Source organism: Mycobacterium sp. TY815, from assembly GCF_030755135.1.
Lineage (GTDB): Bacteria > Actinomycetota > Actinomycetes > Mycobacteriales > Mycobacteriaceae > Mycobacterium.
The window spans coordinates 533,971-547,201 of sequence record NZ_JAUFRX010000001.1 but is presented as its reverse complement, the minus strand read 5'-3'; the positions used below and the strand labels follow the sequence as shown (position 1 = coordinate 547,201).

8 protein-coding genes are annotated in these 13,231 nt (G+C 66.6%); 1 reads left to right on the top strand and 7 read right to left on the bottom strand.

Going from position 1 to position 13,231, the window contains the following annotated elements; translation table 11 throughout:
* Positions 1-28: 28 nt before the first annotated feature.
* Positions 29-1,696, bottom strand: coding sequence for a PE family protein (locus QXK92_RS02265; protein ID WP_306240047.1), 1,668 nt, complete (start codon positions 1,694-1,696; stop codon positions 29-31).
* An 18-nt stretch (positions 1,697-1,714) separates the two neighbouring features.
* On the bottom strand, positions 1,715-2,209 hold the full coding sequence (locus QXK92_RS02260; protein WP_306240046.1) for a PE family protein: 495 nt from the start codon (positions 2,207-2,209) through the stop codon (positions 1,715-1,717).
* Positions 2,210-2,305: 96 nt separating this feature from the next.
* On the opposite strand from QXK92_RS02260, the gene QXK92_RS02255 reads away from it, so the two are divergent.
* Entirely contained in the window at positions 2,306-6,088 is a 3,783-nt protein-coding gene (locus QXK92_RS02255) for a PPE family protein (RefSeq protein ID WP_306240045.1), read from the top strand.
* A gap of 240 nt (positions 6,089-6,328) precedes the next feature.
* Here the strand turns inward: QXK92_RS02255 and QXK92_RS02250 are convergent, their stop codons facing one another.
* The 5 genes from QXK92_RS02250 to mraZ form a co-directional block, all read right to left on the bottom strand.
* A complete protein-coding gene (locus QXK92_RS02250) occupies positions 6,329-7,375 on the bottom strand; it encodes an IS256 family transposase (RefSeq protein ID WP_371934258.1) in 1,047 nt (348 codons plus the stop codon).
* Positions 7,376-7,940: 565 nt separating this feature from the next.
* On the bottom strand, positions 7,941-9,962 hold the full coding sequence (locus tag QXK92_RS02245) for a penicillin-binding protein 2 (protein WP_306240044.1): 2,022 nt from the start codon (positions 9,960-9,962) through the stop codon (positions 7,941-7,943).
* Positions 9,959-11,272 (bottom strand): hypothetical protein, encoded by a 1,314-nt coding sequence (locus tag QXK92_RS02240; protein ID WP_306240043.1) that lies wholly within the window; start codon positions 11,270-11,272, stop codon positions 9,959-9,961. Before QXK92_RS02240 ends, QXK92_RS02245 begins: the two co-directional genes overlap by 4 nt.
* A complete protein-coding gene (gene rsmH / locus QXK92_RS02235; protein ID WP_306244125.1) occupies positions 11,269-12,414 on the bottom strand; it encodes a 16S rRNA (cytosine(1402)-N(4))-methyltransferase RsmH in 1,146 nt (381 codons plus the stop codon). The genes QXK92_RS02240 and rsmH overlap by 4 nt, the downstream gene beginning before the upstream one ends.
* 1 nt (position 12,415) lies before the next feature.
* Positions 12,416-12,847 carry a division/cell wall cluster transcriptional repressor MraZ gene (gene mraZ / locus QXK92_RS02230; RefSeq protein WP_306240042.1) on the bottom strand — a complete coding sequence of 144 codons (432 nt, stop codon included), beginning with the start codon at positions 12,845-12,847 and terminating at the stop codon, positions 12,416-12,418.
* Positions 12,848-13,231 lie beyond the last annotated feature (384 nt).

Here is a 13,231-nt window from a genome sequence, read left to right as displayed (position 1 = left end):
TCCGCGCGGGCAGATCCGCCCACCCCGGTTATGACACGCCGTTGTCTCCGTTCGCACCGAGCAGCAGGCCGCCGGTGCCGCCGGTGCCGGCGGGTCCACCGTTGAAGCCATTGCCGCCGTTACCGCCGAAGCCGAAGAACGTCCGAACGAAGGAGCCGTTGGTGGACGCCCCGATATCGCCGCCATCGCCGCCGGCGGCAGTCGGAACGTTGTTGTTGCTGGGTCCGGCGTTGCCTCCGTTGCCGCCGATACCGAGGGTCAGCAGGCCGCCGGCGCTGCCGCCGTCTCCGCCATCGCCGCTAGCTGCAGTAATGCTGGCACCACCGTTACCGCCTGCACCGCCGACGCCCAGGCCGGCGACTAAGACGCCCTGGCCGCCGGTGCCGCCGGCGCCGCCGGGCCCACCCAGGCTCGTCCCACCGGCACCACCAACGCCGCCGAAACCGGCGCCGAACACCGCGGCGCCGATGCCGCCCCCACCTCCTGCACCGCTGATTGCCCCGACGTTGCCGGCGGCGCCGCCCATGCCGCCACTGCCGCCGGCACCCACGCCGAAGACCGCCGCCGCTGTACCACCGAGACCGCCCGCACCCCCGCCGGCCTGGGCGAAGCCACCCAAACCTCCGGCACCTCCCTGTGCGTACCCGAACAATCCCCCCGCGATACCACCCGCACCCCCGGCCCCACCAACGCCGGTGGTGGTGTCAATAACCGCACCGCCGGCGCCCCCGGCCCCGCCGAGACTGAAGAAATTGCCGCCCGCAGCGCCGCCGGCACCTCCGGCACCACCGCCCAGACCGGCAAAGCCCGTCCCACCGGCGCCACCCGCGCCGCCGCTACCGATAAGCACACCGCTGCCGGCACCGCCTGCACCACCGGCGCCCCCGCCGGTGAAGCCGTAACCACCCGCTCCCCCGTCACCCCCGATCGCCACGAGTCGTCCACCGGCACCACCACTGCCACCAACCCCACCAAAAGTGAAGTTGGAGTCGCCACCAGCACCGCCGTGACCACCCCAGCCGATGAGTGAGGCGCTGCCGCCGGCGCCGCCCGCGCCGCCGCTAGCGGTGAGGCCGGTTCCTCCGGCACCGCCGGCACCGCCGTTACCGATCAGCCACCCCCCGCTTCCCCCGGCGCCCCCGTTCCCGCCGGCTTTGCCGGCGCCGCCCGCGCCGCCGTTGCCGATCAGGCCCGCGGCGCCACCATTGCCGCCGTTCGTCGGAGTGAAGAAACCGACTTCGTTATAGCCGTAGCCATCGCCCCCGTTGCCGATCAGGATTCCGCCCGCGCCGCCATTGGGGCTGGCAGCTGTTCCATTAGCTCCGTTGCCGATCAGCGGACGCCCCAGGAGCGCCTGCGTGGGCGCATTCACCACGTCGAGGATGCTATTTGCCGCCGCTTGCAAGGGCGAAGCATTGGCCGCTTCCGCTGCCGAGTAAGCACTACCGGCCGCGTTCAGGGTCGCCAGAAAATTCTGATGGAACTCTGCCGCTTGCGCACTCAATGACTGGTACTGCAGAGCGTGATTACTGAACAACGCGCTGATCGCAGCGGAGATCTCGTCCGCGCCGGCCGACAACACCCCTGTGGTGGACGCCGACGCCGCTGCGTTCGCGGTGCCTAATGCCGTGCCGATACCCGCCACATGCTGCGCCGCCGTGCCCAGCAGTTCCGGAACAGCCACTACAAAAGACATCAAAGCCCTCCTAGCGCGTTAGGCCAGCCCGAATGCTTTCATCTGGCCACGAATGACGAGCCAGTATGCAACGGTCACGGCGCAATGGGGCGAATATTCCGCGAATATCTCAACCTTTTCAATGCAAGTTCTACCCGCGCTGCGGCACAGATTCTCCTCATCGCGGCTGGGCCGTCGAGAAAGCAGTGCGCCCACGGCGAAGCGGTCGGCAAGTGAGCTGCGCCCGCGGTGCCAGCTGACCGCCGCCGATATCTCGTCGGCCCCGGCCGACGGGATTTCGGTGGTCGAGGCCGAGGCAGCGGCATTGGCGCTGTGCAGCGCGGTACCAAGCCGCGCCAATTGTGGCGTCGCCGTCCCCAGCACTTCCAATCGGCGAAGGCTCCTGCGGGCCGCGTGATCCACGCTCGGCATGTGCTGAACGCGCAATGAAATGCCCCTGCCGATAACGGGATTGCCCGGCGCACCGGCGCTGCACGCCGGCATCTGAGGGGACGGCGCTTTCCGCTGCGCCATACACCACTTTCGTGGACGAGACTTGTTGTCCTTACGTAGCTTCCCCACCTGTGCGCCCCAGCGACGACGGGCCCGGGCGCGGGAAGGTGTGAGACGGTGAACTTCTTTGTGCTGCCACCCGAGATCAATGCGGCGCGCCTTTTCGCCGGCGCAGGATCTGCGCCGATGGCTGCGGCGGCGACCGCGTGGGATGGGCTGGCGGCTGAATTGAGCTCGGCAGCAGCTTCTTTCGGATCGATCACCGCAGGGCTTACCCACGAGGTGTGGCAGGGACCGTCGGCGACGGCGATGAGCGCCGCGGCTGCTCCCTTTGCACGCTGGCTGTCCACGATGGCGGCTCAGGCCGATCAGGCGGCTGCCCAGGCGCGCGCCGCAGCGGCGGTTTTCGAGTCGGCCCGCACCACGATGGTGCTGCCGGAACTGGTCGCGGCCAACCGTTCTCAGTTCGTGTCGCTGGTGATCTCGAACCTTTTCGGGCAGAACAGCCCGGCCATTGCCGCTGCCGAGGCTCACTACGAACAAATGTGGACCGAAGCTGTGTCCACCATGTCCGCCTACCACGCTGAGGCCTCGGCGATTGTCTCCGCTCTGCCGCCGTTCGTCCAGCCGCTGCAGGATCTGGCGGGGATCGAAGCGGCGGGGTTCAGCCCGACAACACCTGGCCTGGCGGCCGCAACTTCCTCAGTGCGCGCGCTCGGGCTCAGCCTCGGCCTGGCCAACGTCGGCATCGGAAACTTCGGCAACGCAAACGTCGGCGTCGGAAACTTCGGTGGCGGAAATCTCGGCGATCTCAACGTCGGTTCTGGAAACTACGGTATTTCCAATGCCGGCTTCGGAAATCTTGGTGCGGGCAACGTCGGCCTCGGAAATATCGGCGGCGGCAACTTCGGCTTCGGAAACGCCGGCGCCTTCAACATCGGTCTGGCGAACACCGGCAACAACAACGTCGGCCTTGGGCTGACCGGCAACAATCTGATCGGCTTCGGCGACACCTACGTCCGCCTGGAGAATTCCAACATCGTACAGTTCAGCACCGGTCCGCTTAATTCCGGAACAGGTAACCTCGGGCTGTTCAACTCCGGTACCGGGAATGTGGGGTTCTTCAACTCCGGCACCGGCAACTTCGGCATCGGCAACTCCGGCAGCTACAACGCCGGGCTCTTCAACACCGGGACCGCAAGCACCGGCATCTTCAATGCCGGCGCCTTCAATACCGGGATTCTGAACGCGGGCAACGCAAACACGGGCAACCTCAACGCCGGGAACTACAACACAGGCGACTTCAACCCCGGCGTGTCCAACACGGGCAGCTTCAACACCGGCAGCTCCAACACTGGTTTCGCGAATGCGGGCAGCATCAACACCGGGGCCTTCAACACCGGCGACATGAACAACGGCGCGTTCTACGCCGGGCAGAACCAGGGCAGACTCCATTTTGTCATCACGACACCCGATATAATTCTGCCGCCAATCGGCATCCCCGCCATCGCAATCCCCGGTTTCAATCTGCCGGCGATAACGTTGCCCTCCCTGTCGATACCGGCTTTCCAGACGCCGGACGACATCTTCGTCGGCGCATTCGGACTCCCGGAGCTCACTGTTCCGTCGCTGACCATCCCACCGGTCAGCCTCGGCAACATCGCCGTCGACGGCTTCGCCCTTCCCGAACTCACCATCCCGTCGCTGACCATCCCACCGGTCACCCTCGGCAACATCGCCGTCGACGGCTTCGCCCTTCCCGAACTCACCATCCCCTCCCTGCTCATCCCACCCGTCACCCTCGGCAACATCGCCGTCGACGGCTTCGCCCTCCCCGAACTCACCATCCCCTCCCTGCTCATCCCACCCGTCACCCTCGGCAACATCGCCGTCGACGGCTTCGCCCTCCCCGAACTCACCATCCCCTCCCTGCTCATCCCACCCGTCACCCTCGGCAACATCGCCGTCGACGGCTTCGCCCTCCCCGAACTCACCATCCCCTCCCTGCTCATCCCACCCGTCACCCTCGGCAACATCGCCGTCGACGGCTTCGCCCTCCCCGAACTCACCATCCCCTCCCTGCTCATCCCACCCGTCACCCTCGGCAACATCGCCGTCGACGGCTTCGCCCTCCCCGAACTCACCATCCCGCCCCTGCTCATCCCACCCGTCACCCTCGGCAACACCGAAGTCGGCGGGTTCGCACTGCCGGCGTTAGCAATTCCCCCAGTTACCATTCCGGAGTGGCAATCGCCTGCAGATATCACTGTCGGCGCCTTCAGCTTGCCCGAAATACAGACTCCCACGATACATGTGCCATCCATTGGACTACCCGAAATAGTCGTTCCGCCGATCACTACACCCCTGGTATCCATAAGCGGATTCTCACTACCGACGGTAACAATTCCTAGAATCACTTTGCCCACCATTCAAACGCCGAGTGTCTTTTTCCCAGGGGGCAGTGGCGGGCCGGATAACAACGGGGTTCAGGTCCTATATATCGACGTTAACGGCGGTGCGATCGGCGACCTGAAATTCTATATACCGGCCTTCAACATGCCGCCGTTCTTCATCGGGCAAGTATTACCAGGATCGTTTGCAGGAATAATCAACGAATTTGTCATTCCGGGCGCAAGGATATCGGAGTTCGATCTACCCTTCGTCACCATTAGCAATCCCAACGGCGGTAGCTACGTTATTCCGGGCCTGCAGATTAACGAATTCGACCTTCCATCTCTGACGATCCCGGCTACTCAAGTTCAGGGTTTCACGCTGCCGCAGATCGAAATACCCGAATTCAAGACGCCGGCATTGACCATCCCGCCAATCGGCATCGAGCGGTTCTTCCTCCCAGAAATCACCACCCCGGCAATCGAAACGCCGGAGCTGACCATCCCGTCGATCGGCATCGAGCGGTTCTTCCTCCCGGAAATCACCACCCCCGCCATCGCCACCCCAGCACTGACCATCCCTTCGATCGGCATCGACCGGTTCTTCCTCCCGGAAATCACCACCCCAGCCATCGCCACCCCTGTACTGACCATCCCGTCCATCGGCGTCGACAGGTTCTTCCTGCCGGAGATCACCACGCCGGCCATCGCCACGCCGGAGCTCACCATTCCGCCGATTGGCATCGACCGGTTCTTCCTCCCACAGATCACCACCCCAGCTATCGCAACCCCGGAGCTCACCATTCCGCCGATCGGCGTCAACCGGTTCTTCCTCCCGCAGATCACCACCCCAGCTATCGCAACCCCGGAACTCACCATTCCGCCGATCGGTGTCGGAGGATTCCTGCTGCCCGAGATCACCACCCCGGCCATCAGCACCCCAGCCCTCACCATCCCCCCGATCGGTGTCGGAAGATTCCTGCTGCCCGAGATCACCACCCCGGCCATCACCACCCCAGCCCTCACCATCCCGCCGATCGGAGTGGGAGGCTTTGCGCTGCCGCAGATTTCGATTCCGCCGATCACGACCCCCCCGCTGACCATTCCGCCCATCGGCGTGGGCGCATTCACCACTCCACCCCTGACCGTTCCGAGCATCACCCTGCCCTCCACCACCATCACGGCTTTCGACATCCCACCGGGTCCCGGCTACTTCAACTCGACGAGTACGCCCTCCTCGGGCTTCTTCAACGCCGGCGCAGGAGGAAACTCAGGGTTCGGCAACAACGGCTCGGCCCTCTCGGGATGGTCCAACACAAACCCGTTGGGCGGCCTCCTCTTCGGGTCGGGTTACCAGAACTACGGCGGCAACGTCTCCGGCTTCTCCAACCTGGGCAGCGGAATATCCGGTATCGCGAACACCGGCCTGCTGTCCTTCAACCTCGACAGCGTTGTCGCCGGCTTCGCCAGCATCGGGTCCCGGCTGTCCGGCGTGGTACTGCAGAACTGATCTGCGGCGCACCCGTTGCGCAAGATCGGTAGTGCTGCTCAATACTGTTGTCGCACAACGGCGAGCAGCGAACTCGTCACCGTTTCCCGACACAGGTGCGACCGCTGTGACGCGTGCGCGGGGGCGGCACCGCGCATGCACATCTGCACCATCCGCCTCTAGCCGGGACGGCACCGCGCCAGTTCGGTAGTTCTCCGGCCGCGCAGGTTCCCGACCAGGGTCAAGGGCGTGCCCGCGGCGTCACAAATGGGTGTTGCAGCGCCGCAAAGCGCAAGGGTTGTTCAGCCAGATTTGACGCCAGAGCTGATCGGGAAATGCGGTGTAGCCCAGCAGCTCGTCACGGGCCGCCTCGAAGTGCCTGGCCGCTTCGGGCAGCGCCTCGCTCAAGATCTCGAAGACTCGATCATATTGGGCCGCAACGGAGTCGGCGTCCGGCTGGTCGAGGATCGACTTCACCAGCTTGCGGACCTTTGACCAGCAGCTGGTAGGAGTGACCGCCATCAGCTCGGTGATGTAGTGCGTAGTGCAGCGCTGCCAGGTCGCTCCCGGCAGCATGGCCTCGATCGCGGTGATCAGGTCGGCATCGTAGTGACCGGTAACCAGAGCGACTCCGGACAAGCCGCGGGCACAGAGGTTCCGAAAGAAAGTCAGCCAGCGTTCGGTGTCGTCGGCGGAGCACATGTAAGCCCCGAGGATCTCGCTGCAGCCGTTCGCATTCAGACCGGTGGCGATCAGCAACTGCACGTGGCAGATTCGGCCGTGCCGCTGCACGCTCAGCGTCAAGGCATCGACGGCGACAAACCGGTGCGGGCCGCCGTCCAGGGCCTTGTTGCGAAGGGCGTCCACGGACTGCTCCAGTCGATCGGCCATTGCCGATACCTGCGATGCAGACAGGCCGGTGATGCCGAGCGATTCGACCAGCGTCGCCACCCGATGCCTGGACACGCCCAACAGATAACAGGTGATCGCCATATTGGTGAGCACGCCCTCAGCGCGCTCGCGCGGCCCCAGGAGCCAATACGGAAAGTAGCTGCCGAAGCGCAATTTGGGGATGGCGAGCTCGATCTTGCCGGCGCGAGTTGCCAGATTGCGGCGCCGATAGCCGTTGCGGCTATTGGCCCGGCCTCGACTGCGTTGACGGTAGTCGGCGCTGCACACCGCGTCGGCGTCCGCGCTCAGCAAGGTGTGAATGAACGTCGACAGCAGCTCACGTATCAACCCAGGGCTTGCCGAGGCGACCTGGTCGGTCACCAACTGCATGCCGTCGATCGGGCGGCGGCTTTTCATCGACTAGACCTCCTCGGCTCGGCTCGCTGTCGTCGGACCAATGGGTCATCCGCTCTGACGCACGAATGCACGGCGAATGAGCAAAGCTCGCTTGGTGATTCACAAAGGGACCCGCGGCGCACAGCCACTTCGCTGTGACCATGCACCGGGGTGGCAGCGGCTGCGCCGCATGTCTGAACGCTCGTGGGCCCCGCGCCGGCCCGACGCGCGTGTCAATCTGGCTTGGCGCAGGACGCGCGCAAACCGTGAGTACCGGGAAGGCGCCCGCTTCGGGGACCGCCGACCGTAGTATTCGTGTCAATCAACGCTGAATTGAGTATGTGACCTTGCGGAGCTGAGCGCATCGGCCATACCGCGTAGATTGCCCGCGACGGCGGCGTAGATTTTCTCTGGGCGAGCTACGCGGTGCCCAGTGGCCGCGCGCAGGTCCGGGTTTCGGCTGATGCACGCCGCGCGGCTGGAAGCATCACGCACTGCATCGCGCAATAATCGGTGCGGGCGGGCGCCGCCGGTTGTGGGCCGGCTCCCGCCTCATCCACCTGTCGATGGCGAAAGGGCAGACGCCTTACATCGCCTGCAGCGTCAGCGGCGGTCCCGGATCCGGTGACAGCGGCACGTTCTCGCGCTGCATCAGCCAGCCCGCGATGTTGTGGAACAGCGGCGCCGCCGAGTGACCCGGAGTGCCGTCGGCGTTGCGTTGCGGGTTGTCCATCATGATGCCGATGACATAGCGCGGATTGTCGACGGTGGCCATGCCGGCGAAGGTGATCCAGTAGACGTCGTCGAAGTAGCAGCCACAGCCGGGGTTGATCTGTTGCGCGGTACCGGTTTTGCCGGCCATCTGGTAACCCGGCACGGCGGCCGCGGGACCGGTGCCCTGCTGGTAACCCATCGGATCCTGCTGCACGACCGCACGCAGCATCTGACGCACCGTCTGGGCGGTCTGCGCCGACACCACCCGGACGCCTTCCGGACGCGGCTCCTCGGTGCGCGAACCGTCGGCGGCGATGGTGGCCTTGAGGATTCGCGGCGGAATCCGCACCCCGTCATTGGCGATGGCCTGGTACATGCCCGCCATCTGCAGCAGCGTCATCGAAACGCCCTGTCCGATAGGGAGGTTGGAGAAGGTGCTGCCCGACCACTGGTCGATCGGCGGCACCAGGCCGGCGCTTTCACCGGGCAGGCCGACGCCGGTGCGCTGGCCCAGCCCGAACTTGCGGACCATGTCGTAGAAGCGCTCCGGGCCCACTCGCTGCGCCAGCATCAGGGTGCCGACATTCGAGGACTTCCCGAACACCCCGGTGGTGGTGTACGGCATCACGCCGTGCTCCCACGCGTCGTGCACGGTGACACCGCCCATCGAGATGGTGCCGGGTACCTGCAACACCTCGTCAGGGTTGGACAGGTTGTATTCGATGACCGACGACGCGGTGATGATCTTGTTGACCGATCCCGGCTCGAACGGTGAGGACACCGGCAGGTTGCCCAGTTGCCGGTCGCCTTGCCGCCCGATGTCCTGCGACGGGTCGAAGGTGTTGTCGTTGGCCATGGCCAGCACTTCGCCGGTCTTGGCGTCGAGCACCACCGCTGAAACGGTGTGAGCTCCCGACACGTTCTTGGCCTGCTGCACCTGCTGCTGGACGTAGAACTGGATGTCGTCGTCGAGGGTGAGCTGAATCGTGGAACCATGCACGGCCTTGTGCCGGTTGCGGTAGCTGCCGGGTATCACGACGCCGTCCGAGCCGCGGTCGTAGGTGACCGAACCGTCGGTGCCGGCCAGCATGGCGTCCAGGGAATCTTCGAGGCCCAGCAACCCGTGGCCGTCCCAGTCGATGCCGCCGACGATGTTGGCCGCCAGTGAACCGCCAGGGTACTGCCGCAGGTCCTGACGTTCGGAGCCGACCTCGGGGTATTTCGCCGAAATTGCATGGGCGACAGCCGGTTCGACATTACGGGCCAGGTATACGAACGATTCGTTGCTCTGCAGCTTCTTGAGCAGGGTGGCGGCGTCGGGCTTGTTGTTCAGCTTGCCCGCGACATCCTTGGCCATGTCCTTGAGCCGCTGGTCCGGGTCGGGAGCGCTCGGGATCTTCTTCCTGGCGTCCTCGAGCTGCTGGCGAATCCGCTTGGGCTGGAAGGTCAGTGCGCGCGCCTCGATGGTGAACGCGAGGCGGTCGTTGTGGCGGTCGATGATGGCGCCGCGAATGGCACGTTCGACGTCGGTGACCTTGAGCTGGCCGGCCGCCTGTGCGTTGAGTTGGGCGGCGTTGGACACCTGGAGGTAAAACAGCTGCGTCACGGCCACCAGCATCAGCACGAGGATGACCGCATTACCCGCCCGGTGCCGGAAGACGAACGACGCACCGCGGCTGGCTACTTCCACCGCCTGCCGGGTGCGCCGCTGTGTCGCCGGGTGTCCCGTCTCCGGTCGCGCGGTGGCACGGGACTTGTTGGTCTCCTTAGGTTTCCGGATTCGCTTGGATCCCGGAACCTCGGTGGCCGAACGGTTGCTGCGGCGCTTGGCCGGCCCCTGGTCTTCACGCGGCCGACGGGGACCGCGATCGCGCCTCGGCTCGCCGCGACTCATCTCGGTGTTCCCGGGACCGCGGGCGCCGCGGGCGGCGCGACGGGAACGGATTGCTCGGTGTTAGCGGGCGGGGGCGGCGATACGCCCGGAGCCGGGGGTGCATTGCGTAAGGGATTGGGCACCGCCGCCGGTGGCAGGGGCGGAGGTAGCTGCGCCGGCACCTGATCGGGGAAGGACAACAGCGGCCCATGCACGTCCAGCTGGCCGGGCGCGGTCGGCACCTGACCGGGCACGGTCGCGGCCTGGCCCGGCATGGTGGGGAGCTGACCCGGCACCGTCGGCACCTGCCCCGGCACCATCGGCAGCTGACCCGGCACCGTCGGGACCTGACCGGCGGGCGTCGGGACCTGACCCGGCACCGTCGGGACCTGACCGGCAGGCGTCGGCAGCTGACCCGGCACCGCAGGGACCTGACCGGCGGGCGTCGGCAGCTGACCCGGCATCGTGGGCAGCTGACCCGGCACGGCGGGTACCTGACCTGGCAATGTCGACGAACCGTCGGGCCCCCGCAACAACACCTCCGGGCCGGGCCGACCAGGCTGCGCAGGGTCGCCGGGAGCCGGCAGCACCCGCACCGCCACCTCCGGCGGGGTCACCGCCGGCTTCGGCGGCGCCGGTGGCCCGTCGTCGGGCAGTTTGGCGTTCAGCGGGGGCGGCTGAACCCCGTCGGCCGGCTTGGGCGTCCCAACCACCACCCAGTTGCCGTCGGGAGCCTGGACCAGGTGGGCGGTGTCCCGGGTGGGGATCATGCCCTGCTTGCGGGCGGCCTCCGCCAGGGCTGGCGCCGACTCCGCCTCCCGCACATCGCGTTCGAGCGCCTCTTTCTGCTGTTGCAGCATGCGGGTCCGCTCGCGTGCGTCGCTCAGCTTGTAGGAACGCTCGGCGGCATCGGTGGACAACCACAGCGTCAAACCCAAACCGACGCCGAGCGCACCGATGACCAGCACGACAAACGGCACCCGGCTCAACAGCGTGTGCGGCCGGAGGTCGATCTCGCTCAGCCTGGTTGCCAGCCGCTCCGTAAGCTTGGGCCGGATAACTTTGGGGGCCTTGGCTTTCCGGGCCTTCGCGCGCGCCTTGGCCTGACTGGTGTTCTTCGGGCGGGCCGGCCGGTCGACGGGCCGGGCCATCGGGCTGGTCTGCGGACCCGAACGCGGCACGCGCGCCTCACGACTGGGTGCCTGCGGTTTTCCGGAGCGTCCGCGACCCCGGCGCGCAGATGAGTCCACCGTGCCCGGACGAGCGGCACCGCCGCGCCGGCCGCGACGCTCGCTCTCGCGGCGTTTCGTCGCCTCACGCTTTGTGCTCATGCCTGTGCGTTCCCCCTCGCGTGCTCGATTCGTTGCAGGGCCCGCACTCGCACCGGGGCACTGCGCGGGTTGCGGTCCACCTCGGCCGCGTCGGCTTTTTCCGCTCCGTGAGTCAACGACCGGAACAGCGGTCCGTGGCCGGGAAGTTCGACCGGCAGGCCCGGCGGCGTGCGGGATGCGGTCGCGTCGGCGAACAGACGCTTGACGATCCGGTCCTCCAGGGACTGGTAGGCCATCACCACGATGCGACCGGCTACGACGAGGGCGTCCAGCGCGGCGGGGAGGGCCGTGCGCAGCGACTCCAGTTCGTCGTTGACGGCTACCCGAAGCGCTTGGAACGTCCGCTTGGCCGGGTGCCCGCCGGTGCGCCGGGCCGGCGCCGGGATCGCTTCGTAGAGCAGGGCCACCAGCTCGGCGGTGGAGGTGAACGGGGTGCGGGCGCGGCGGCGGACGATCTGCGCGGCGATGCGCCGCGCGAACCGCTCCTCGCCGTAGCGGTGCAGAATGTCGGCCAGCTCCGCCTCGCTGTAGGTGTTGACGATGTCTGCCGCCGTCAGCGGCGAGGACGGGTCCATCCGCATGTCCAGTGGGGCGTCTTTGGCGTAGGCGAAGCCACGCTCGGCGCGGTCGAGTTGCATCGACGACACTCCGAGGTCAAACAGGATTCCGTCGACCGATTCCACTGTGCCGTAACCGCATTCGTCGAGCGCAGCGGCGATGCCGTCGTACCGCGTGTGCACCAGGGTGACCCGATCGCCAAACGGCGCCAGCCGTTCGCGGGCGATGTCCAAGGCGGTCGGGTCACGGTCGAGTCCGATCAGCCGCAGGCCCGGCAGGTCGGTGAGAAAGCGTTCCGCGTGCCCGCCCGCGCCGAGCGTGGCGTCGACGAGCACGGCCTCCGATCCGTCGGAGTGATGGCGGGTCAGCGCCGGAGCGAGCAGCTCGACGCAACGCTGGGCCATGACCGGGACATGCCCGAAATCTCCTGCGCCGGAACTGGAGTCACCCACTGCGACACCTCCCCGGGTCAGGCCTACACGCCGTGGCGCCGGCGCACCGAGGCCCCTGTCCGAGACGCACCTGGCGTTGGGGAAGTACGCCAGGGTCGGTTCGGGCAGAGACCACGGTGCACAGGCATGCACCTCAGAAGATGTCGCCGAGTGCTTCATCGCTGGCCGCGGAGAAGTTCTCTTCGTGAATTTGCTGATAGTTGCTCCAGGCCTGCGCATCCCAGATCTCGAGGTAATCGACCGCGCCGATCACCACGCAATCCTTGGACAGACCCGCATAGCGGCGGTGGTCGGCCGACAGCGTGATCCGCCCTTGCGCGTCGGGATGCTGCTCGTCGGTGCCGGCGGCGAGGTTGCGCAGGAATGCCCGCGCCTCCGGGTTGCTGCGCGGCGCCTTGCTCGCCCGCCGTGCCAGCAGTTCGAACTCCGCCCGCGGGTACACAGCGAGGCTGTGGTCTTGGCTCTTGGTGACCATCAACCCTCCCGCCAGTGCGTCGCGAAACTTGGCCGGCAGCGTGAGCCGCCCCTTGTCGTCGAGCTTGGGCGTGTAGGTGCCGAGAAACACTGCGGCACCTCCAACTTGCTTCTCACCCAAACACTTCGGCCACCATACCCCACAACCCCCCACTTCGCCCCATAAATGCCCCCTGCGCGCGTCACGGAGCGGCGTTTTCCCACACCATGCTCACCCGCCTGCCATGTTGAGGCCCGCCGGCCACCGGGTGATATAAGCGAAATTCCATGTCGCAGACCATTTTTGGCGTCTCGGGGTGGTGGTGGGGCGCAGTGGGGCGGATTGGACACAACTGCGCTACAAGTGGGGCACGAGATGGCTTCAGGCGGCGTGGATGGCGTGTCGCGGCGGCCCGGTCTGCGACGGTTGCATGGACCGCGCCCAGACGGTCCGCCCAACCCCGGTGCAGGCGCGTTCACTCCCCCACGGCCAGGG